The 20,210-nt window shown below is 72.4% G+C and carries 23 protein-coding genes; 11 read left to right on the forward strand and 12 right to left on the reverse strand.

All coding sequences use genetic code 11. The features are described 5' to 3' along the window. Nucleotides 1-14 precede the first annotated feature (14 nt). From ACWDAS_RS15305 to ACWDAS_RS15315, 3 genes are read right to left on the reverse strand one after another with little or no spacing between them, the layout of a single operon-like run. A complete protein-coding gene (locus tag ACWDAS_RS15305; RefSeq protein WP_450390140.1) occupies nt 15-791 on the reverse strand; it encodes an HAD-IIA family hydrolase in 777 nt (258 codons plus the stop codon). Nucleotides 792-805: 14 nt separating this feature from the next. Next, nucleotides 806-970, reverse strand: a complete 165-nt coding sequence (locus ACWDAS_RS15310; protein WP_450390143.1) for a hypothetical protein — start codon at nt 968-970, stop codon at nt 806-808. Between the two features lie 47 nt (nt 971-1,017). Then, nucleotides 1,018-2,067 (reverse strand): LacI family DNA-binding transcriptional regulator, encoded by a 1,050-nt coding sequence (locus ACWDAS_RS15315; protein ID WP_450390146.1) that lies wholly within the window; start codon nt 2,065-2,067, stop codon nt 1,018-1,020. Nucleotides 2,068-2,283: 216 nt separating this feature from the next. Here ACWDAS_RS15315 and ACWDAS_RS15320 point away from each other — a divergent pair, with 216 nt between their 5' ends. The 4 genes from ACWDAS_RS15320 to ACWDAS_RS15335 all read left to right on the forward strand — a co-directional run bounded on the left by ACWDAS_RS15320 (nt 2,284) and on the right by ACWDAS_RS15335 (nt 6,394). Continuing rightward, nucleotides 2,284-3,465 (forward strand): phytanoyl-CoA dioxygenase family protein, encoded by a 1,182-nt coding sequence (locus ACWDAS_RS15320; protein ID WP_450390149.1) that lies wholly within the window; start codon nt 2,284-2,286, stop codon nt 3,463-3,465. An 82-nt stretch (nt 3,466-3,547) separates the two neighbouring features. Next, nucleotides 3,548-4,324 carry an SDR family oxidoreductase gene (locus tag ACWDAS_RS15325; protein WP_450390151.1) on the forward strand — a complete coding sequence of 259 codons (777 nt, stop codon included), beginning with the start codon at nt 3,548-3,550 and terminating at the stop codon, nt 4,322-4,324. Nucleotides 4,325-4,355: 31 nt separating this feature from the next. Then, the gene (locus ACWDAS_RS15330) at nt 4,356-5,360 is read left to right on the forward strand and encodes a Gfo/Idh/MocA family protein (protein WP_450390154.1); all 1,005 of its coding nucleotides are present in this window, start codon (nt 4,356-4,358) and stop codon (nt 5,358-5,360) included. Then, nucleotides 5,357-6,394 (forward strand): Gfo/Idh/MocA family protein, encoded by a 1,038-nt coding sequence (locus tag ACWDAS_RS15335; RefSeq protein ID WP_450390156.1) that lies wholly within the window; start codon nt 5,357-5,359, stop codon nt 6,392-6,394. The genes ACWDAS_RS15330 and ACWDAS_RS15335 overlap by 4 nt, the downstream gene beginning before the upstream one ends. On the opposite strand, the gene ACWDAS_RS15340 is transcribed toward ACWDAS_RS15335, so the two are convergent. The 6 genes from ACWDAS_RS15340 to ACWDAS_RS15365 all read right to left on the reverse strand — a co-directional run bounded on the left by ACWDAS_RS15340 (nt 6,363) and on the right by ACWDAS_RS15365 (nt 14,767). After that, nucleotides 6,363-7,889 (reverse strand): glutamate synthase subunit beta, encoded by a 1,527-nt coding sequence (locus tag ACWDAS_RS15340; protein ID WP_450390643.1) that lies wholly within the window; start codon nt 7,887-7,889, stop codon nt 6,363-6,365. The genes ACWDAS_RS15335 and ACWDAS_RS15340 overlap by 32 nt on opposite strands. 139 nt (nt 7,890-8,028) lie before the next feature. Further along, nucleotides 8,029-9,765 carry an MFS transporter gene (locus ACWDAS_RS15345; RefSeq protein WP_450390159.1) on the reverse strand — a complete coding sequence of 579 codons (1,737 nt, stop codon included), beginning with the start codon at nt 9,763-9,765 and terminating at the stop codon, nt 8,029-8,031. A gap of 31 nt (nt 9,766-9,796) precedes the next feature. Continuing rightward, complete coding sequence (locus ACWDAS_RS15350) at nt 9,797-10,276, reverse strand: MarR family winged helix-turn-helix transcriptional regulator (RefSeq protein ID WP_450390161.1); 480 nt, start codon at nt 10,274-10,276, stop codon at nt 9,797-9,799. Between the two features lie 171 nt (nt 10,277-10,447). After that, a complete protein-coding gene (aceE, locus tag ACWDAS_RS15355) occupies nt 10,448-13,123 on the reverse strand; it encodes a pyruvate dehydrogenase (acetyl-transferring), homodimeric type (protein WP_450390163.1) in 2,676 nt (891 codons plus the stop codon). A 133-nt stretch (nt 13,124-13,256) separates the two neighbouring features. Then, complete coding sequence (locus ACWDAS_RS15360) at nt 13,257-13,883, reverse strand: GntR family transcriptional regulator (RefSeq protein WP_450390164.1); 627 nt, start codon at nt 13,881-13,883, stop codon at nt 13,257-13,259. An 86-nt stretch (nt 13,884-13,969) separates the two neighbouring features. After that, entirely contained in the window at nt 13,970-14,767 is a 798-nt protein-coding gene (locus ACWDAS_RS15365) for an exodeoxyribonuclease III (RefSeq protein WP_450390166.1), read from the reverse strand. Nucleotides 14,768-14,838: 71 nt separating this feature from the next. Here ACWDAS_RS15365 and ACWDAS_RS15370 point away from each other — a divergent pair, with 71 nt between their 5' ends. The 3 genes from ACWDAS_RS15370 to ACWDAS_RS15380 are packed head-to-tail and all read left to right on the forward strand — an operon-like array spanning nt 14,839 to nt 16,121. Next, nucleotides 14,839-15,339, forward strand: coding sequence for a GNAT family N-acetyltransferase (locus tag ACWDAS_RS15370; RefSeq protein WP_450390169.1), 501 nt, complete (start codon nt 14,839-14,841; stop codon nt 15,337-15,339). Between the two features lie 9 nt (nt 15,340-15,348). Then, nucleotides 15,349-15,735, forward strand: a complete 387-nt coding sequence (locus ACWDAS_RS15375; RefSeq protein WP_450390172.1) for a PPOX class F420-dependent oxidoreductase — start codon at nt 15,349-15,351, stop codon at nt 15,733-15,735. After that, nucleotides 15,732-16,121, forward strand: coding sequence for a (2Fe-2S) ferredoxin domain-containing protein (locus ACWDAS_RS15380; protein WP_450390175.1), 390 nt, complete (start codon nt 15,732-15,734; stop codon nt 16,119-16,121). Before ACWDAS_RS15375 ends, ACWDAS_RS15380 begins: the two co-directional genes overlap by 4 nt. 76 nt (nt 16,122-16,197) lie before the next feature. On the opposite strand, the gene ACWDAS_RS15385 is transcribed toward ACWDAS_RS15380, so the two are convergent. Together ACWDAS_RS15385 and ACWDAS_RS15390 are read right to left on the reverse strand one after the other, a co-directional pair. Further along, nucleotides 16,198-16,368, reverse strand: coding sequence for a hypothetical protein (locus ACWDAS_RS15385; RefSeq protein WP_450390177.1), 171 nt, complete (start codon nt 16,366-16,368; stop codon nt 16,198-16,200). Between the two features lie 289 nt (nt 16,369-16,657). Next, complete coding sequence (locus ACWDAS_RS15390) at nt 16,658-17,092, reverse strand: ATP-binding protein (RefSeq protein WP_450390180.1); 435 nt, start codon at nt 17,090-17,092, stop codon at nt 16,658-16,660. 125 nt (nt 17,093-17,217) lie between these two features. On the opposite strand from ACWDAS_RS15390, the gene ACWDAS_RS15395 reads away from it, so the two are divergent. The 3 genes from ACWDAS_RS15395 (at nt 17,218) to ACWDAS_RS15405 (ending at nt 18,671) form a co-directional block, all read left to right on the forward strand. Next, nucleotides 17,218-18,081: a helix-turn-helix domain-containing protein gene (locus ACWDAS_RS15395; RefSeq protein ID WP_450390182.1), complete on the forward strand. Its 864-nt coding sequence runs from the start codon at nt 17,218-17,220 to the stop codon at nt 18,079-18,081. Nucleotides 18,082-18,086: 5 nt separating this feature from the next. Further along, entirely contained in the window at nt 18,087-18,326 is a 240-nt protein-coding gene (locus ACWDAS_RS15400) for a DUF397 domain-containing protein (protein ID WP_450390184.1), read from the forward strand. A gap of 108 nt (nt 18,327-18,434) precedes the next feature. Beyond that, nucleotides 18,435-18,671: a hypothetical protein gene (locus ACWDAS_RS15405; protein WP_450390186.1), complete on the forward strand. Its 237-nt coding sequence runs from the start codon at nt 18,435-18,437 to the stop codon at nt 18,669-18,671. A gap of 16 nt (nt 18,672-18,687) precedes the next feature. On the opposite strand, the gene ACWDAS_RS15410 is transcribed toward ACWDAS_RS15405, so the two are convergent. Beyond that, nucleotides 18,688-19,830, reverse strand: coding sequence for a glutathione-independent formaldehyde dehydrogenase (locus ACWDAS_RS15410; protein ID WP_450390189.1), 1,143 nt, complete (start codon nt 19,828-19,830; stop codon nt 18,688-18,690). A gap of 140 nt (nt 19,831-19,970) precedes the next feature. Between ACWDAS_RS15410 and ACWDAS_RS15415 the strand changes: the two genes are divergently transcribed. Further along, the gene (locus tag ACWDAS_RS15415; RefSeq protein ID WP_450390191.1) at nt 19,971-20,168 is read left to right on the forward strand and encodes a hypothetical protein; all 198 of its coding nucleotides are present in this window, start codon (nt 19,971-19,973) and stop codon (nt 20,166-20,168) included. Nucleotides 20,169-20,210: the final 42 nt, after the last annotated feature.

Raw genomic sequence — 20,210 nt, forward strand, 5'->3', positions numbered from 1 at the left:
TCGCCAAGCGGCGTTCAGTCGTCCAGGCCGAGCAGTCGGGGCACGTCCGCGAAGGAGTCCAGCACATGGTCGGGCCGAGGGTCGGCGGCCCGGTGGGTCTCGGGCAGGTACTTCCCCGTGCGCACCAGCACACCGGTGACGCCGTGCCGCTGCGCGGCGAGGACGTCGGCCTCGATGTCGTCGCCGACCATCGCCGCGTCCCGGGCGGGAACCCCGAGCCGCTCCAGCGCGGTGGCGAAGAAGGCGGCCGAGGGCTTGCCCACGACCTCCGCCTCCACGCGCGCCGCGCGCTCCAGGCCGAGCAGGAAGGCGCCGGTGTCCAGCTGGAGGCCGTGCCGGGTCCGCCAGTACAGGTTGCGGTGCATGGCCACCAGGTCGGCGCCGCGCTGCAGTTGCCGGAAGACCGCGTCGAGTGCCGCGTACCCGAACTCCGGCCCCGCGCCGCCGACGACGACCACGTCCGCGTCCTCGTCCGGCCCGACGAGGCGGACGTCCCCGAGGTCCTCGGCGATGTCCCCGCTGTTCAGCAGCAGGCACCGGGCCCCGGGATGGTGCGCGGCGAGATGGCGACCGGTGACGGCCGGCGCGGTCAGGATGTCGTCGGCGTCCACCGGGAAGCCCGCGTCGGCGAGGGTGCGGGCGATGGCCGAGCAGGTGCGGGAGGTGGTGTTGGTCAGCAGCGCGAGCGGGAGCCCGGCCGTGCGCAGCCGCTCCAGCGCCGTGACGGCGCCCGCGATCGGCTGCCAGGAGACGGTGAGGACGCCGTCGATGTCGATCAGCGCCGCGCGCACGGGACGGGCCGTCCTCAGACGGTCGCGAGCGCGACCTCGGTGGACGCCACCGGCGCCACGAGCGGCGTGCCGGCCGCGATGCCGAATCCGTCCGCGGCGTCCCCTGTGACCGCCGCCGGGGCCTCGATCGCGACGTCCACGCCGGTGGCTGGGAACCGGCTGCGGATGCTCGGACTCATGGCTGCCACCTCGTCGGCTGGGCAGGGCACTGGGCTTGCACCGCACCCTATCCACGCTCACTCGTGGGGCGCGGGAACGCCACCGGGGTGTTGTACGGGGTGATCACCTGGATCGGGGACGGCCAGGAGCGGATCGGGCCGGGCAGCGCCCGGTGCGCCTGCATGATGATCTGGCAGGCCTGCCGCATGTCCTGCCGCAGGTCGTGGTGGAGCACCGCCGACAGCCGGCCGGCGCGCAGCAGGCGGGTGTTGTCGTGGTCCAGGTCGTGCGCGACGAACGCCCGGCACTCGCGGCCGAGCGCGTCGAAGGCCTCGACGGTGGCCAGGTTCCCGCCGCCGATGGAGTAGACGGCGTGGATGTCCGGGTCCCGGCGCAAGGCATCGAGCACGGGGTCGCGCTGCGTGTTGTCGAGGCCGTCGCTGCCGGTGAGCACGACCAGTTCGCGGTGCGGGGCCGTGGCGCGCAGCGTGGACCGGAAGCCCATCTCCCGTTCCTCCTCGCCGCGGAAGAAGCCCCGGCTGATGGTGACCAGCACATTGCCGGGCCGGTCGCCGAGCCACTGCCCGGTCAGGTACGCCGCCGTGGCGCCCGCGGCGCGGTTGTCGATGCCGATGTACGCCAGGCGGCCGCTGGCCGGGAGGTCGGTCACCAGGGTCACCACGGGGACCCCGGCGGCGATGAGCCTGCTGACCGCGGCCGCCGTCTCGGGTACGTCGGGGGCCTTGAGGATGACACCCTGCGAGCCGCGCGCCGCGATCCGGTCGAGCGCCGCGGCCAGTTCCGCGACGGGCCCGGACTCGCGGAAGTGGAAGCGCGAGCGCATGACGGCCGGCCGCAGCGAGGGCAGCTCCGCCTCCAGGGCACCCCGTACGGCGGTGGAGAAGCGCTCCGGGGTCTGCATGACGATGTCGATCATGAAGGTGCGGCCGCCCAGCCGGATCTGCGAGCGCTGCCGCTGCAGGTCGGCGATGGCCTGGTGGACCTCGCGCGCGGTGCTCTCGCGGACCCCTCCGCGCCGGTTGAGGACACGGTCGACGGTGGCCTCGCTCAGCCCGGCCTGGCGGGCGATCTCGCGGATCGGGAAGGGGTGGCTCATCGAGGGCTTCCTGGAGGGATCGCCACAGGGACTCCCGGCGCCGACCGGGCGCGCGGCAGGGCGGCTTGAGAGGGGATTCCGGCGATGCTTCGTACGGTCGTTCGTGCGGTGATTCGTGCGGTGTTCCTGAGGGGTTTTTGATGGGTTCCTGCGGTTGATTGAGGGTTCGTGGTTCCTAGACTTTCAGGAAATCCCCGACTTCCGAAAGGGCCTGCCATGTCTCTGACCGCCGCGGGACCACGGATGTGGCTGACCGAGGACGACTGCCGCCTCGACGAGTTGCGGGCCCTGACCGAGCAGGGCACCGACCCGGCCGATCACCCCAACGCCGACGCCGTGGAGCGCGGCGTCCCCCTGTACGACAGCGAGCGGCTGCGGTCCCTGGCCCGTACCGCGGAGGGCCTGCGCGCGGTGCGGTCCGAGCTGGCCCGTGCCCTGATGGGCGGACCCGGCATTGTCGTCCTCAAGCGGGCCTTCCCGGCCCCGGACGTCGTCGACCGCGCCACCGCCGCCTTCGACGCACTCATCCGCGAGCAGCGCGCCGCGGGCACCGCCGCCGGCGACCACTTCGCCAAGCCCGGCGCCAACGACCGGGTCTGGAACGCCATGGAGAAGCTGGCGCTCGGTGCTCCGGAGGTCTTCGCCGAGTACTACGCCAACGACATGATCGCCCTGGCCGCGACCGCCTGGCTCGGCCCGGACCACCAGATCACCTCGCAGATCAACGTGGTCAACCCCGGCGGTGCCGCGCAGACCGTGCACCGCGACTACCACCTCGGCTTCCTCTCCAACGAGGTCGCCGCCCGCTACCCGGCCCATGTCCACCGGCTCTCGCCGGTGCTCACCCTGCAGGGCGCCGTCGCCCACTGCGACATGCCGGTGGAGAGCGGGCCGACGCTCTACCTGCCGCACTCCCAGAAGTACGAGCCCGGCTATCTGGCCTGGCGGCTGCCGGAGTTCCGCGCGTACTTCGAGGAGCACCACGTCCAACTGCCGCTCGCCAAGGGCGACGCCGTCTTCTTCAACCCCGCGCTCTTCCACGCCGCCGGGCACAACCGCTCCGCGGACATCCGGCGCATGGCCAACCTGCTGCAGATCTCCTCCGCCTTCGGCCGCGCCATGGAGAGCGTCGACCACGAGGCCATGGCGAACGCCGTCTATCCGGTGCTGCTGCGGCTCAAGGCCGCGGGCGCCGAGGAGGCCACGCTGCACACCGTCGTCGCCGCCTGCGCCGAGGGCTACCCCTTCCCCACCAACCTCGACCTCGATCCGCCGGTGGACGGCCTCGCCCCGCCCTCGCAGGCCGACACGGTGCGCCGCGCACTCCGTGAGGAGTGGGACCCGGAGGCACTGCGCGGCGCCCTGCGCGCGGGGGCCGAGCGCCGTACGAGCCGGTAGCGCCGGCGGTGCCGACAAGCGGACAAGCCGACAGATCCGTGACAGCCGTGAGAGCCGTGAGAGCCGACCGAGGAGAGCCGGAATGGGACTGCTGGAGGACAAGATCGTCCTGGTCAACGGCGGCAGCCAGGGCGTCGGCGCCGCCGTCGCCCGTGCCGCCGCCCGCGAGGGGGCCGTGGTCACCGTGACGGGACGCCGCCGCGGACCGGGCGAGGCCCTGGTGGCGGAGCTGACCGCGGGCGGTGCCAAGGCGGCGTACGTGGGCTGCGACGTGGCGGACCCCGCGCAGGCGCGCGGCGCCGTGGAGGGCGTGGTCGCCGCGCACGGGCGCATCGACTGCCTGGTCAACTCCGCGGGGCTCACCGCGCGCGGCACCCTGCTCGACACCACCCCGGAGCTGTTCGACGCGCACATCGCGATCAATCTGCGCGGTCCCTTCTTCGCGATGCAGGCCGCCGTCGCCGACATGACCGCCCGCAAGGCGCCCGGCACGATCGTCAACGTCATCTCCTCCTCCGAGCACGGCGGGCAGCCCTTCCTCGCGCCGTACGTCGCCGCGAAGGCGGGGCTCGCCGGTCTCACCCGCAACGTCGCCCACGCCCACCGCTGGGACCGGATCCGCGTCAACGGGCTGAACATCGGCTGGACCGACACCGAAGGCGAGGACGCCACCCAGCGCGCCTTCCACGCCGCCGACGACGGCTGGCGCGAGGAGGCGGGGCGCCGGCTGCCCATGGGCAGGCTCGGCCGGGCCGACGAGATCGCCGACTTCGTCGTCCTGCTGCTCTCCGACCGCAGCGGGGTCGTCACCGGCTCCGTCATCGACTGGGACCAGAACGTCCTCGGCGGACTCGACTGACCCCTCCCACCCACCACCCAAGGAGCACCCCATGCGCATCGGCCTCCTGGGCCTCGGCCGGATCGGCTCCCTCCACGCCGAGACCCTGGCCGCGTCACCGGCCGTCGAGTCCCTCGTCGTCAGCGACCCCGTTCCCGCCGCGGCCGAGGCCGTCGCCGCGCGGCACGCGGCGGAGATCGCCGCCTCGCCCGGGGCGTTGTTCGCCGCCGGTGTCGACGGGGTCGTGATCGCCGCGGCGACCGACGCCCACCCGCGGCTCATACTCGACGCCGTCAAGGCCGGACTGCCGGTCTTCTGCGAGAAGCCCGTCGCCCGCACCATCGAGGAGAGCGTGGAGGTGCTGCGGGCGGTGGAGGGCAGCGGCGTCCCCGTGCAGATCGGCTACAACCGCCGCTTCGACGAGGGCTTCGCCGCCGCCCGGGCTGCCGTCCGGTCGGGCGAGCTCGGCCTGCTGCACACCGTGCGCTCCACCACCCTCGACCCCGAGCCGCCACCGCCCGCCTACGTCGCCGTCTCCGGCGGCATCTTCCGCGACTGCTCCGTCCACGACCTCGACATCGTCCGCTGGGTCACCGGCCGCGAGGTCGCCGAGGTGTACGCCGTCGGCGGCAACCGCGGCGCCGACCACATCGCCGACGCCGGGGACGCGGACACCACGGCCGCCGTGCTCACCCTCGACGACGGCACCCTGGTGCTGATCTCCAACAGCCGTCACAATCCGCGCGGTTACGACGTCCGCATGGAGTTGCACGGCACCAGGGACAGCATCGCCGTCGGCCTGGAGGACCGGCTGCCGCTGCGCTCCGTCGAGCCGGGCGCCCGCTTCCCCGCCGGGCCGCCGCACCATTTCTTCCTCGACCGCTTCCGCGCCGCCTACCGCGCCGAGCTCGCCGCCTTCACCGACGTCGTCGCGGGCCGTTCGTCTTCGCCGTGTACCGTCGCCGACGCGGTCGAGGCCGGATGGATCGCCGAGGCCTGCACGTTGTCCCTGAGGGACCACCGACCTGTACGCATGGAAGAGGTACGCACCGCATGACCACCGAACCGCTGCGCATCGGCGTGCTGGGCGCCGCGCGCATCGCCGGGGCCGCCATCGCCGGCCCCGCCCGCACGACCGGCCACCGGCTGGTCGCCGTCGCCGCCCGCGACCGCTCGCGGGCGGCGGACTTCGCGGCCGAGCACGGCGCCGAGCGCGTGCTGGACTCGTATGCCGACGTCATCGCCGACCCCGAGGTGGAGGCGGTCTACAACCCGCTCGCCAACGGCCTGCACGGCCCCTGGAACCTCGCCGCCGTCGCCGCGGGCAAGCACGTGCTGAGCGAGAAGCCCTTCGCGAGCAACCTGGAGGAGGCCGTCGAGGTGCGGGACGCGGCCGCCAAGGCGGGCGTGGTCGTCATGGAGGCGTTCCACTACCTGTACCACCCGGTCACCCGGCGCCTCCACGAGCTGCTGGAGTCCGGTGAACTCGGCGAGCTGCGGCACGTGGAGACCGTGGTGAACATCCCCGCCCCCGCGGACGACGACCCCCGGTGGTCGCTGCCGCTGGCCGGCGGCGCCCTGATGGACCTGGGCTGCTACTCCCTGCACGCGGCCCGGGCCCTCGCGCCCTGGGGCGGCGGCGCCCCGCGCCTGGTGGCCGCCCGCGGCGGCGAGCGCGCCGCGGCGCCGGGCGTCGACGAGTGGCTGGACGCCGACCTGGAGTACCCCGGCGGCGCCACCGCCTCCGCCCGCTGCCACATGGACGCCGACGTCATGGAGATGAGCTGCCGCATCGTCGGGAGCCGGGGCGAGGCCACCGCGCCCTCCTTCGTGCTGCCGCACCTGGACGACCGGGTCCTGGTCTCCACCTCGGACGGCGAGCGGGTCGAGGAGCTCGGCAGGCGCTCCTCGTACACCTACCAGCTGGAGGCCTTCGCACAGAGTCTGCGCGGCGGCACCCCGCTGCAAACGGACGCCGACGACGCGGTCGAGTCGATGCGCCTGATCGACGCGAGCTACCGGGCCGCCGGCTTCGCCCCCCGCCCCCGCTCCGCCGCCGTCACACCACCAGCGGCCGGGTCGTCGGCGTGATCGGCGCCGTCAGGCAGGTACCGCCGGTCAGCAGGCGGTCCACGGAGGCCGCGGCGGAACGGCCCTCGGCGATCGCCCAGACGATCAGCGACTGACCGCGGCCCGCGTCGCCCGCGACGAATACCTTCTCCACCCCGGTGGCGAAGCCGTCGTCGCGGACGACATGGCCGCGCCGGTCCAGCTCCAGGCCCAGCTGGGTCACCAGTCCCGAGTCGCGCTCCACGCCCGAGAACCCCAGTGCCAGCAGTACCAGCTGCGCCGGGATCACCCGCTCCGTGCCGTGCTGCGGGCGGCGGCGCTGCGGTTCCACGCCGACCAGGTGCAGCGAGCAGACGTGCCCCTCGTCGTCGCCCTCGAACCGGAAGGTCGAAGCGGAGAACACCCGTACGTCCCCCTCCGGGCCGGGCAGCGGCACACCGCCGTGCTCCGCGGGGTCCCAGGCCCCACGCCGGGCCAGTTCGCGGGCCTCCTCGTGGGCGGGGGAGACCCGGTAGACGCGTGGGTACACCGGCCACGGCTCGTGCTCGGGGCGGCACTCGCAGGGCAGCGGGTTGATGTCGAGCTGCACGACGGAGGCGGCGTGCTGCCGCAGCACGGTGCCCAGGCAGTCGGCGCCGGTGTCGCCGCCGCCGACGATGACCACGTCCTTGCCCTCGGCGCTGACCGGTGACTCGGTCAGATCGCCCTCCCGTACCCGGTTGGCCAGCGGAAGGTACTCCATCGCCTGATGGATGCCAGCCAGTTCGCGCCCCGGCACCGGCAGCTCGCGCCAGGCCGTGGCGCCCACCGCCAGGAGCACCGCGTCGTGCTCGGCGACCACGCGGTCCGCGTCGAGGTCGGCGCCCACCTCGACGCCGGTGCGGAAGTGCGTGCCCTCGGCGCGCATCTGCGCCAGGCGCCGGTCCAGATGGTGCTTCTCCATCTTGAACTCCGGTATGCCGTAGCGCAGCAGCCCGCCGAGCCGGTCGGCGCGCTCGTACACCGTCACCTCGTGCCCGGCCCGGGTGAGCTGCTGGGCCGCGGCGAGTCCCGCGGGACCCGAGCCGACCACCGCGACCGTCCGGCCGGAACGCCGCTCCGGGGGATGGGGGACGACGAAGCCCTCCGCCCACGCCCGGTCGGCGATGGCGACCTCCACGTTCTTGATCGTGACGGGGTCCGCGTTGATGGTCAGGACGCAGGCGCTCTCGCAGGGCGCCGGGCACAGCCGGCCGGTGAACTCGGGGAAGTTGTTGGTGGCGTGCAGGCGCTCCGACGCCGCGGCCCAGTCCTCGCGGTACACCAGGTCGTTCCAGTCGGGGATCATGTTCCCCAGCGGGCAGGCGTCGTGGCAGAACGGGATGCCGCAGTCCATGCACCGGCCGGCCTGCGCGGAGATGATGGGCAGCAGGCTCTGGCCGGTGTAGACCTCGTGCCAGTCCTCCACGCGCTCGCAGACGGGGCGCCGCGCGGGGGTGCGACGGGGGGTGGTGAGAAAGCCCTTGGGATCGGCCATGGCCGCCTCCGGCGCCGCCGTCACGATCATGGGGAGTCACGGTGGCCGCGGTCCCCCGGCACATGGCACCGTCTCGCCACCATACGTCGGGTTCGTGTGGATTTCGATGGTGCGGCCACTGTGATCTTCCCTCGAGGACTCAGGCCGCGGCGCCCACCGGTGCGGAACGCGGGTTGATCAGTACGATGTCGCAGGTCGCGTACCGCATGAGGGCCTGACCGGCACTGGCGTCCATCAGCGCGGACAGCCCGCCGTGGGTGGGCGCCCCGACGACGATGGCCCGGGCCCCGCTGTGCTCGGCGTGCTCGGCGACCATCCGGCCCACCTCCCCGTGGCCGGTGGCGTTCCGCAGGATGTGCCCGACCGCCGGGATGCCGAGGGCGGTGAGCCGGTCCAGGTGCTTGCGGACGGCGATCCGGGCGGACTCCAGGTCCTCGCCGTCGGCCGCCGCGTCCCCGGCGACGGCGGGTTCCTCGGCGTGGACCACGTGCACGGTACGGCCGTTGATCGTCGCGAGGCGGCCGGCCGCCTCGGTGACCCGCTCGGCGTTCGGGGATCTGTCCACGGCGGCGACGATCGCGCCCTTCGCCGCGTCGACGCGCACGACGGCGTCGTGCGCGACCCGTACCAGCGACGGGGCCGCGGCGGACCCGCGGGCGGCCTCCGGGGCCGAGCGGACCTGCTCCGCCTGGACCTGCTCGGCCTGGCCCAGCAGCTTGTGGGCGGTGGAAAGGATCACGATGCCCAGCACGAGCGCGCCGGCACCGATGTAGAACGGCACATGGATGCCGAAGGACTCGACCAGCTTGCCGGCCGCGTAGGGTGCCAGGCCGCCGCCGATGAAGCGGACGAAGCCGTACGAGGCGGAGGCGACGGCGCGGTCCACCGGCGCCACCGTCATGACCGCCTGTGTGGTCACCGTGTTGTTCACACCGATGAAGACACCGGCGACGATCACGCAGACGATCAGCACGGTCCGGTTGTTCGTCCAGATCGCGATGGCGAGCACGGTGAGGGCGAACAGCGCCAGGTTGGCGTAGAGCGTCCGCGCGATGCCCAGCCTGGCCTGCAGCCACGGCGCGCCGAAGACGGCGAACACCGCCACGAGCGCGCCCCAGCCGGTGAAGACCAGGCCGAGCTGGATCGCGCCGAGCCCCATCGGGAAGGGCGCGTAGCCGAGCACGGTGAAGAACGCCCAGTTGTAGCAGAGGGCCGTCAGCGACATCGTCAGCAGGCCGCGGTGGCGCAGGGCGCGCAGCGGCTCGGTCAGCCCGGTCCTCCGGGCGGGCAGCGGTGTCGGCTCGACCAGGACGACGGTGGCGATCAGCGCGATCGCCATCAGCACGGCCACCCCGAAGAACGGGCCGCGCCAGCTCACTTCACCCAGCAGGCCGCCGAGCAGCGGCCCGACGGCGATGCCGACGCCCAGCGCCGTCTCGTACAGGATGATCGCGCCCGCGAAGCCGCCGCTGGCCGACGCGACGATCACCGCCAGCGAGGTCGCGATGAACAGGGCGTTGCCGACGCCCCAGCCGGCGCGGAAACCGACGATGCCGCCGATGCTGCCCGACGCGCCGGCCAGCGCGGCGAACACCACGATCAGGGCGAGGCCGGCGATCAGCGTCCGCTTGGCGCCGATCCGGCTGGAGACCCAGTTGGTGATCAGCATGGCGAGCGCGGTCACCACCAGGTAGCTGGTGAACAGCAGCGTGACCTGGCTGGGAGTGGCGTCCAGTTGTTCCGATATCGCGGGCAGGATCGGGTCGACCAGACCGATCCCCATGAACGAGACCACACAGGCGAAGGCGACCGCGAACACGGCCTTCGGCTGTTTGAACGGATTCACGGAACGGGATGATTGCGCGTGCGCGGTCATGAAGATGCTCCGACGTAGAACCGATGCCTGATCATTTGCTCCGCTGGGCGAGACGCGACCCGGCCGGGGGCGGCCCCAGCCGGGTCAGGGCCTCCACGGCCGGCAGCGCCGCGACCAGGGCCGCCCGCTCGTCCGGGCTCAGCTGTTCCAGCAACTCCCCGAGATGCTCGGCCCGCGCCGCACGGCGCCGGGCGAGCGCCGCCCGCCCGTCGTCGGTGATGTGGACGAGCACCACGCGCCCGTCCGCCGGATCCGCCGCGCGCCCGGCCAGCCCCGCATCCGTCAGCCGGGACACGACCTGCGTCATCGCGGGCTGCGTGACCCCCTCGAGGGTCGCCAGTTCGGTCAGCCGCAGCGGGCCGGACTGCTCCAGTGTGGAGAGCGTCGCCACGGTGGTCAGCGACAGTTCGCTGGGCTGACTGAGCCTGCGCAGCATGCGGTAGAGCCGCTCCAGGGCCCTCGCCACTTCGACGGCGTGGGTGCCTGCCAGGTCGTCGTCGGGAAGATGCATAAGGAATTTATATCACTGCCTTATGTATCTGCCGGGAGGCCCCCCAGGGGTGCGAGCGAGCCGGTCACGGGGCGCCGGTCACGGGCGGCGGAAACGGGAGCGGACACGGAAAAGGGCCGGGCGCGCCTTCGACGGCGCGCCCGGCCCTCCTCCCCCTGCCCGGGGCGGGGCTCAGAGCCCGTAGCGGGCGCGGGCCTCCTGGACGGTCTCCCGCTTGACCTCCCCGCGTCCGGCCAGCGCGGCGAGCGCGGCCACGACCACGGACTGCGGGTCGACGCCGAAGTGCCGGCGGGCCGCCTCGCGGGTGTCCGACAGGCCGAAGCCGTCGGTGCCGATCGAGTGCCAGTCCTGCGGAACCCACTGGCTGATCTGGTCCGGCACCGCGCGCATCCAGTCGCTCACCGCCACGACGGGACCGGGGGCGCCGTCCAGCACCCGTGTGACGTGCGGGAGCGGGGCGTCCTCGCCGCGCAGACGCGCCGCGTCGTACGCGAGACCGCCCCGGCGCAGCTCGCTCCAGGAGGTCGCGGACCACACGTCCGCCGCCACGCCCCACTCGGCCGCCAGCAGTGCCTGAGCCTCCAGGGCCCAGTGGATCGCCGTGCCGGAGGCCAGCAGCTGCAGCCGCGGCGCGTCGGCGGCCAGCCCGGCGGTGTCGGCGGCGCGGAAGCGGTAGAGGCCCTTGACGATGCCCTCCTCGACACCCGGCTCCGCGGGCATGGCGGGCTGCACCTTCGGCTCGTTGTAGACCGTGAGGTAGTAGAAGACGTCCTCCGCGTCCGGCCCGAACATGCGGCGCAGGCCCTCGCGGACGATGACGCCGACCTCGTAGGCGAAGGCCGGGTCGTACGAGACCGCCGCCGGGTTGGTGGAGGCGATCAGGTGCGAGTGGCCGTCGGCGTGCTGCAGGCCCTCACCCGTCATCGTCGTGCGGCCCGCGGTCGCCCCGACCAGGAAGCCGCGGCCGAGTTGGTCGGCGAGGGCCCACATCTGGTCCGCGGTCCGCTGCCAGCCGAACATCGAGTAGAAGATGTAGAGCGGGATCATCGGCTCGCCGTGCGTGGCGTACGAGGTCGCCGCGGCGGTGAAGGAGGCCATCGAACCGGCCTCCGTGATGCCCTCGTTGAGGATCTGCCCGTTCTCCGCCTCCCGGTAGTACAGGAGCATGTCGCGGTCGACCGGGTCGTAGGTCTGGCCGAGCGGCGAGTAGATGCCCGCGCTGGGGAAGAGCGACTCCATGCCGAAGGTGCGCGCCTCGTCAGGCACGATCGGCACCCAGCGGCGCCCGCTCTCCTTCTCCCGCATCAGGTCCTTCATCAGCCGGACCAGGGCCATCGTGGTCGCGATCTCCTGGCTGCCGGAGCCCTTGGCCAGGGCCTCGAAGGGCTTGGCGGACGGCTCGGGGAGCGCCACCGGGTGCACCCTGCGCGCCGGGGCGGGGCCGCCCAGTTCGGCACGGCGCTCCTGCAGGTAGCGCACCTCGGGGGAGTCGGCGCCCGGGTGGGCGTACGGCACCAGGTCGCCGGCGAGCGCGCTGTCCGGGATGGGCAGTTCGAGCAGGTCGCGCATGGCGCGGAACTCGGGGAGGGTGAGCTTCTTCATCTGGTGGTTGGCGTTGCGCGACTCGAAGCCGGAGCCCAGCGTCCAGCCCTTGACGGTCTGCGCGAGGATCACGGTCGGCGCGCCCTTGTGCGTGGTGGCCGCGCGATAGGCGGCGTACACCTTGCGCGGCTCGTGGCCCGCGCGGGAGGTGTGGAAGCACTCGGTGATCTTGGCGTCGGTCAGCAGCTTCGCCATCTCGGCCAGTGCCGGGTCGGCGCCGAAGAAGTGCTCGCGGATGTACGCGGCGTCGCGGGTGGCGTAGGTCTGGAACTGTCCGTCGGGTACCTCGCGCAGCCGCCGGACGAGCGCGCCGGTGGTGTCGAGGGCGAACAACTCGTCCCAGGCGGAGCCCCACAGCGACTTGACGACGTTCCAGCCGGCGGCGCGGAACTTCGCCTCCAGCTCCTGGACGATCTTGAAGTTGGCGCGGACCGGTCCGTCGAGGCGCTGGAGGTTGCAGTTGATCACGAAGGTGAGGTTGTCCAGCCCCTCGCGTCCGGCGAGGCCGAGGGCGGCGGTCGACTCCGGCTCGTCCATCTCGCCGTCGCCGAGGAAGGCCCACACATGCGAGCCGGAGGTGTCCTTGATGCCGCGGTGCGTCAGGTAGCGGTTGAAGCGCGCCTGCTGGATCGCGGCGAGCGGGCCGAGGCCCATCGACACGGTCGGGAACTCCCACAGCCAGGGCAGCCGCCGCGGGTGCGGGTAGGACGGCAGGCCGTCGCCGCCGGCCTCCTGGCGGAAGTTGTCCAGTTGCCGCTCGGTCAGCCGGCCGTCGAGGAACGCGCGGGCGTAGATGCCGGGGGAGGCGTGGCCCTGGACGTACAGCTGGTCACCGGAGCCGTCGCCCTCCTTGCCGTGGAAGAAGTGGTTGAAGCCCGTCTCGTAGAGCCAGGCCGCGGAGGCGAAGGTGGCGATGTGGCCGCCCAGGCCCAGGCGGCTGCCGCGGGTCACCATGGCCGCGGCGTTCCAGCGGTTCCACCCGGCGATGCGCCGCTCCATCTCCGCGTCACCGGGGACCTCGGGCTCCGCGGCGGTCGGGATGGTGTTGATGTGCTCGGTCTCCAGCAGCGACGGCACCGCCAGACCGGACGTCTGCGCGTGGTCGAAGGTGCGGCGCATCAGGTACGCCGCGCGATCAGGGCCGGCGGCGCGGGTGACCGCGTCGAGTGAGGCGGCCCATTCACCGGTTTCCTCGGGGTCGGGGTCCGGCAGGTGATCGAGTGCGCTCAGCGTGGCGTCGGTCATGGTGAACGCCTTCCAGATGGTTCCGTGCGGGCAGGGTGTCCCCGTCTCTCACAGAGTAATTCTGATCGATGATCGATCAAATGGAGTGTGACGAGGGTCACGCCTGAGGTGAACCCCTGTGCCCCGGGCGCCGTCAGCCGCGTTGCGGCGCGCAGCCCAGCACGTGCTCCTTGACGAGCTCGCCCACCCGCGGATCGTCCCTGCGAAAGGCCTCCACGACCGCCTGGTGCTCCTCGGCGTACAACCGCTGGCGGGTGCCCAGCCAGCGGATCGACAGCGCCGTCCAGACCTCGATGCCCAGCGACTCCCAGGTGTGCAGCAGCACGCTGTTGCCCGAGGCCCGCACCAGCTCGCGGTGGAACGCCACGGTGTGCCGCACCTGCGCCTGGGCGTCGCCCTCGGCGTCCGCCTTCTGCAGCAGCGCGACCTCGGCCTCCAGGGCGGACAGCCCTTCCCGGAGCCGGGGAGCCGCCAGCTCCGCGGCGATCTGCTCCAGGCCGGCCCGCACCGGGTAGATCTCCTCCAGGTCCGCCGCGGTCAGCCTGCGCACCCGGACGCCCTTGTTCGGCGCGGACTCGATCAGCCGCATGACCTCCAGCTCGCGCAGCGCCTCCCGCACGGGCGTCTGGCTGACCTCCAGCTCGGTGGCGATGCCCCGTTCGACGATCCGCTCCCCGGGCTTCCACCGCCCGCTGACGATGCCGTCCACGATGAACTCGCGGATCTGCTCGCGCAGAGAGCGGACGACGGGCGGCGCCATGGGGACTCCTCCGGGAAACGGCAGCTGACTAGACGATACGGCCGCGACGCCGTTCGACGGCCTCATCCGGAAGCCCGGAGCTGGTTTCAGACGTCGTACGCGACCGTCACCGGCGCGTGGTCGGACCAGCGCTCGGGGTGGGTGGCGGCGCGCTCGACGCGGGCCGAGGCGGCCCGGGCGGCGAGACCGCGGGTGGCGACGTGGAGGTCGATGCGCCAGCCGCTGTCGTTGTCGAAGGCGCGGCCGCGGTAGGACCACCAGGTGTAGGGGCCCTCGCCCTCGGGGGTGAGGTGGCGTACGACGTCGGTGTAGCCGGCCTCGTCGTAGACGCGGGACAGCCAGGCCCGCTCCTCGGGGAGGAAACCGGCGCTCTTCTGGTTGGCCCGCCAGTTCCTGAGGTCGCGCTCGGTGTGCGCGATGTTCCAGTCGCCGCAGATCAGCACCTCGCGGCCGTCGGCTGCGGCCTTCTCCCGGAGCTTGACCATGTGGTCGAGGAACGCCGCCATGAAGCGCTCCTTCTCCGACTGCCGCTCCGTCCCGACCTCACCGGAGGGCAGGTAGAGGCTGGCGACCGTGACACCGGGCAGGTCGATCTCCGCGTAGCGGCCGGAGCCGTCGAACTCCTCGGAGCCGAAGCCGATCCGGGTGGCGGCCGGCTCCCGGCGCGAGTAGACGGACACCCCGGCCCGGCCCTTGGCGGCCGCGGGGGCGTGGACGACGTGCCAGCCCTCGGGAGCGCGGACCTCCTCGGGCAGCTGGGCGGCCTCGGCGCGGACCTCCTGCAGGCACACCACGTCGGCCGCGGTCGCCTCCAGCCAGGGGAGGAAGCCCTTCTTGGCCGCGGCACGCAGCCCGTTCACATTCACGGTGGTCACGGTGAGCATGACCGGGACGATACCGGCCCGCCGGAGCGCACCGGACCGGGGCGTACGCCGTACACGCGTACGATGTGCCGGTGGAGATCCGGATGACGCGCTACGACCACCCCGACGCCGTGCTGCTGACCGAGCAGGTGCAGCAGGAGTACGTCGAGCGGTACGGCGGCCCCGACGAGACCGCCGTGGACGCCGACCACTTCGACGCCCCGCACGGCGAGTTCGTGGTCGGCTACCTCGACGGCGCCCCGGTGGCGACCGGCGGCTGGCGCGGGCGGGACGCCTCCTGCGAGGGCTTCGAGGACGGCGACGCTGAGCTCAAGCGCATGTACGTGGTGCCGCGGGCCCGGGGGCTGGGCCTGGCACGGCGGGTGCTGGCCGAGCTGGAGGCCGGCGCCGCCGCGGCGGGCCGCACCCGCATGGTGCTGGAGACCGGGACGATGCAGCCCGAGGCGATCTCCCTCTACACCTCCTGCGGCTACACCCCGGTCACCAAGTTCGGTCACTACAAGGACAGTCCGCTCAACGTGTGCCTCGGCAAATCGCTCACCGCGCCCGCCGTGGAGGCCCTTCCCGCGTAGCCTTGGTCCATGATCGAGGACAGCGCGTCCGCCCGGCTCGCGGCGGGCAAGTATCTGCTGGTCACCACCTACCGGCGGGACGGCCGCACCGTCCCCACCCCGGTCTGGGTGGTGCGCGACGGCGAGGCGCTCGGCGCGTGGACGGCGGCGGACTCCGGCAAGGTCAAGCGGATCCGCAACCGCGCCGACGTGCTGGTCGGCCCCTGCGACGTGCGCGGCAACCCCACGGGGGAGCAGGTGCCCGCGCACGCCGAGATCCTCGGACCTGAGGAGACCGAGCGCTACCGCTCCCTGGTCGCCCGCAAGTACGGGCTGATGGGCCGGCTCACGCTGTTCGGCAGCCGGCTGCGCCGCGGCCGCGAGGGCACGGTGGGCGTGCGGATCACCCTCACGTGAGCGCCGGTGTGCCGCGGCAGGGTGCCTGTACGGTGAGCGTCTGCCGCGACTGCTGCTGCGGTACGGACAAGGTCCCCGGCGTCGATCACGAGGCGCAGCTCGACCGGCTGCGCAAGGAACTCGCCGGGGTCTGCCGGGTGCGGGTCACCGCCTGTCTCGACATGTGCGAGCAGGCCGACGTCCTCGTCGTGCAGCCCTCCCCGGAGGGTCGCGCGGCCGGTGGGCGACCGGTCTGGCTGGGTCTGGTCAACGATCCCGACGTCATCGGCGACATCGCCGCCTGGGTGCGCGCCGGGGGACCGGGCCGCGCCGCGCCGCCCCCCGTCCTGGACCTGTACGCCGTCACGCCGCCCCCGCAGGGCGTCCCGGCCGGCGACGCGGGCTGAACGCGGTCCCCGGACACGGTAGGGGCCGTACGGGCTTCGTTGCCCGTACGGCCCGTGAACCGGCCGTGCCGGAGGGTCAGTCGATACCGCGCAGGATGTGCGGTTCGTTCAGATCGTCCTCGTAGCCGGCCAGTCGGATCGGCGCGGACCTGGCCCAGACGTCCAGGTTGCGCACCTCCCGCTGTTGCGCGGGCTGATCGTCAGGCTCCTTGGCGAGCTGGTTCCGCTTTGACTTCTCGGGTGTCACCGCGCACTCCTTCGTGTCGGGTGAGCCGGACGCCGGCCCGGCCGCTGCCGGACGCCGACCGCCCGGTCGGGCTGATGGCTGAGCGGACGCGGTGGCGCCGGTTGCGGAACCGGGCGGGGACCGCGGTGAGCGGTTCCTCCCGGGGCGGAGGCAGGGGGTGTTGGTGCTCCCCCGGGGGCCTTTCCGTCAGGGCAACCTTATGCCCGGATGCGGGGTGCCACCATCCCAATACGGTGCGCCTCGCCGTCGGCTGCTTTCCCGCGGATGCCGGCCGCGCGTCACCGGGTGTTCAGCCGCTGCGGCGGGAGGCCTCGGCACGGGCGCAGGAGAGGATCGCCCACACGGTGCGACCGATGCCGTGCGCCGGGGGCCGTACTCCCCAGCCTTCGGCCAAATGGGCGACGAGCGCGAGCCCGCGGCCGTTCTCGTCGCCGTCGGCGGCCCGGCGTGCCAGCGGGCCCGCGGGGCCGCGGCCCTCGTCGACGACCTCGACGTGCAGCTTCCCGGCGGCCGTCCAGAGCAGGCACGCGACGTGGTCGCTGCCGCTGTGCACCACGGCGTTGGTGAACAGCTCGCTCACCACGAGGCCGGCGTCGTCGCCCAGCCCCTCCAGACCCCACCGGCTCAGCGCGGAGCGCACCTGGCGGCGTGCGACGCCGACCGACGAGGCCTGCGCCGGCAGTCGGAGCCGGAAGGTGTCCCGGGCGCTGAGGGCATAGAGCACACAGGCAACTATGGCCACTGCTTGCACAGAAGGCAAGGGGCCATTCTGCAAATTGCACAATCGTCGGTACAGGGTGTCTGTTCCATTCCTGACATGGCACACTGCTGCCATGCGGGAGATGCATCGTGGGTGAGGCGAGGGCGGGCGGGGCGCCGACGGTTCTCCGCGTCATCCTCGGCAAACGCCTCCACGACCTGCGGGAGAAGGCCGGCCACTCGTACGAGGAGGCCGCGCGGGCGCTGGACGTCACGCACGCCACCGTGCGCCGGATGGAGAAGGCCGAGGTCGGCCTGCGCATCCCCTATGTCGAGAAGCTGCTGGCGCTGTACGGCGTCGACGCCGCCGAGGCCGCGGCCTTCATCGATCTGGCCCGGCAGGGCAACCGCCCCGGCTGGTGGCACCGCTACCGCGACGTCCTGCCGTCCTGGTTCAGCGCCTTCGTCAGCCTGGAGGGCGAGGCGGTCATCATCCGCGCCTACGAGCCGCACTACGTCCCCGGCCTGCTGCAGACCGAGGAGTACGCACAAGCCGTGCTGAGGGCCGGCCGACCGGGAGCCCCGGCGGAGGAGATCGACCGCCTCGTCGCACTCCGGCTGGAGCGGCAGGCGCTGATCGCCAGGCCGGACGCCCCGCTGCTGTGGGTGGTGATGGACGAGACCGTGCTGCGCCGTCCCATCGGCAGCCCCGAGGTCATGCGCGCCCAGCTGGACCGGCTGGCCGAGGCGTGCGCGATGCCGCAGGTGAGACTGCAGATCATGCCCTTCGACGCCGGGCCGCACCCGGCGATGTACGGGCCTTTCCACATCTTCCGGTTCCAGGTCCGCGAACTGCCGGACGTCGTGTTCACCGAGAGCCTGGTGGGCGCCGCCTACCTCGACGACCGCGACGACGTCTCGGCCTTCCTCGAGGCCCTTGACCGGATGTGCGCGCAAGCCGCGCCCGCACACAGCACCGCAGCCATCCTCGATGGCATCCGCAAGGAGATCTGACACACATGGACGACCGCATATACAACGGCATGCGCGCCCTCGACCTCGGTACCGAGGGCTGGCACAAGCCGTGGAGCGGCGGCAACGGGGGAAGTTGCGTGGAAGCCATGAAACTGGCGGACGGCAGGGTCGCGCTGCGGCAGTCCACCGACCCCGACGGGCCGGCCCTGATCTACACGGACCACGAGATCAAGATGTTCATCCAGGGCGCCAAGGACGGGAAGGCCGACTTCCTGCTGTCCTGAGCCCCGGCGTGACATCTTCGAGTGAATCCGGCCCGCGCGGGCAACCGCGACGACCAACGGGCTGTCTCCAGCGGTAATCCGCCGGACGGACGGGACAAGGGGAGCAGCATGACCGAACAGCTCGGACCGCTGTACGAACCGGGAGTGGCCTACGTGCGCATCGCCGCGGCCGACGCCGCGACCGCGCACAGGGTCGCCGACGTGATCGCCTCCCGGTATCCCGGAACCCGTCCGCCACGGGTCACCACCGGTGCGGACGGGTTGGTCGAGTTCGACCTGTACACGTACACCCTGGAGGCCAGCCCGTCCGGCCCCTATGACGCCCAGGGGCCGGAGGCCTGCTGACCACTCGCGGGCCGGGTCACCCCTGCCCGGGGTGGAGGACGACCTTGGTGTAGCCCTCGATCCGCTTGTCGAACTTCTCGTACGCCGAAGGCGCGTCCGCCAGGGGCAGTTCGTGTGAGACCACGAAGCTCGGGCGGGCGCGGCCCTCGATGATCATGTCGCGCAGCTGGCGGTTGTAGCGCTTGACGTTGCACTGCCCGGTGCCCAGCCGCAGGCCCTTCTCGAAGAGCCGGCCGATCGCGACCAGCAGCCGGCCGCTCTTGGCCTGGTCGTCCGGGCCCCCGGGGTCGGACGGCACGTACAGACCGGGAATGCCGAGCGCCCCGGTGGCGCGCACGGTGTCGATCAGGGAGTTCAGCACCGCCGCGGGCTCCTCGCGGCCCGCTCCGCCGGCCTGGGCCTGGTAGCCGACCGCGTCGACGCCCTTGTCGGTGCCCTGGCCGTTCATCTGCTCCTTGATCTGCTCCACCGGGTTGCCCTTGGTGAAGTCGATCGGGATGGCACCGATCTGCTCGGCCTTCTGCAGCCGCTCCGGCACGCGGTCCACGACGAACACCTTGGCCGCGCCGCGCAGCATGGCGGAGTACGCGGCCATCAGCCCGACCGGGCCGCCGCCGTACACCGAGACGCTCTCACCCGGGGAGACCTGGGCGAGCTCGCAGCCGTGGTAGCCGGTCGGGAAGATGTCGGCGAGGAGCACGAAGTCGGTCTCGTTCGCCGTGCCCTCCGGCAGTTTCAGACAGTTGAAGTCCGCGTACGGTACGCGCACGTATTCGGCCTGACCGCCCGGCCAGGGGCCCATGGCCACATAACCGTAGGCGCCTCCGGCGAATCCCGGATTGACCGTGAGGCAGAAGCCGGTGAAACCCGCCGAGCAGTTCTTGCAGAATCCGCAGGCGACATTGAAGGGCATGACCACGCGGTCGCCCTGCTTGAGGGTCGTCACACCCTCGCCGACCTGGTCGATGATGCCCAGGTTCTCGTGACCGAAGACGATGCCGGGTTCCGCGGCCGTCCTGCCCTCGTACATGTGCAGGTCGGAGCCGCAGATCGCGGTGGACGTCACCTGGACGATCACGTCGTTGGGGTGCTGCAGGCGGGGGTTGGTGACCTCCTCGACGGCTACTTCGAACGGTCCTTTGTAGACGACTGCCTTCACGTGACACCTCCGATTGATGTCTGATTCGTGGCTTATGTGACCTATTTCTCATGCTCCCTCCTTGGGCAGTACGAGACAAGCCAGCTATTCTTCAGGTAAATATGGCGATTTGCGATTGACCGCGAGGAAAGGCGGGAAAAATGGCCCAGCGCTCAGGAACGCTGCTCGTCCCCGTACCCGGCCTGTCCGGCACGGTGTACCCGGTCGGCACCCGCGTGGCGATCAGCGGGCTCGGCTCCTCCGTCGACGCCTTCGTGGACGGCGACTGGCTGCCGCTGTCGTGGTGGGAGTTCGCCGAGGGCCGCAACGACGACGTGTACGAGGGTCCTTCGGTCTGAGGGCGCCCCCTCGTCCCGGCCCCGGATGCGTGACCGCGTCCG

The sequence above is a fragment of the Streptomyces sp. NPDC001070 genome, assembly GCF_053598835.1.

Coding starts and splice junctions, on each gene's coding strand:
- ACWDAS_RS15310 (WP_450390143.1), bottom strand. CDS start 970: ATGAGTCCGAGCATCCGCAGCCGGTTCCCAGCCACCGGCGTGGACGTC.
- ACWDAS_RS15315 (WP_450390146.1), bottom strand. CDS start 2,067: ATGAGCCACCCCTTCCCGATCCGCGAGATCGCCCGCCAGGCCGGGCTG.
- ACWDAS_RS15320 (WP_450390149.1), top strand. CDS start 2,284: ATGTCTCTGACCGCCGCGGGACCACGGATGTGGCTGACCGAGGACGAC.
- ACWDAS_RS15325 (WP_450390151.1), top strand. CDS start 3,548: ATGGGACTGCTGGAGGACAAGATCGTCCTGGTCAACGGCGGCAGCCAG.
- ACWDAS_RS15330 (WP_450390154.1), top strand. CDS start 4,356: ATGCGCATCGGCCTCCTGGGCCTCGGCCGGATCGGCTCCCTCCACGCC.
- ACWDAS_RS15335 (WP_450390156.1), top strand. CDS start 5,357: ATGACCACCGAACCGCTGCGCATCGGCGTGCTGGGCGCCGCGCGCATC.
- ACWDAS_RS15340 (WP_450390643.1), bottom strand. CDS start 7,889: ATGGCCGATCCCAAGGGCTTTCTCACCACCCCCCGTCGCACCCCCGCG.
- ACWDAS_RS15345 (WP_450390159.1), bottom strand. CDS start 9,765: ATGACCGCGCACGCGCAATCATCCCGTTCCGTGAATCCGTTCAAACAG.
- ACWDAS_RS15350 (WP_450390161.1), bottom strand. CDS start 10,276: ATGCATCTTCCCGACGACGACCTGGCAGGCACCCACGCCGTCGAAGTG.
- aceE (WP_450390163.1), bottom strand. CDS start 13,123: ATGACCGACGCCACGCTGAGCGCACTCGATCACCTGCCGGACCCCGAC.
- ACWDAS_RS15360 (WP_450390164.1), bottom strand. CDS start 13,883: ATGGCGCCGCCCGTCGTCCGCTCTCTGCGCGAGCAGATCCGCGAGTTC.
- ACWDAS_RS15365 (WP_450390166.1), bottom strand. CDS start 14,767: ATGCTCACCGTGACCACCGTGAATGTGAACGGGCTGCGTGCCGCGGCC.
- ACWDAS_RS15375 (WP_450390172.1), top strand. CDS start 15,349: ATGATCGAGGACAGCGCGTCCGCCCGGCTCGCGGCGGGCAAGTATCTG.
- ACWDAS_RS15400 (WP_450390184.1), top strand. CDS start 18,087: ATGGACGACCGCATATACAACGGCATGCGCGCCCTCGACCTCGGTACC.
- ACWDAS_RS15405 (WP_450390186.1), top strand. CDS start 18,435: ATGACCGAACAGCTCGGACCGCTGTACGAACCGGGAGTGGCCTACGTG.
- ACWDAS_RS15415 (WP_450390191.1), top strand. CDS start 19,971: ATGGCCCAGCGCTCAGGAACGCTGCTCGTCCCCGTACCCGGCCTGTCC.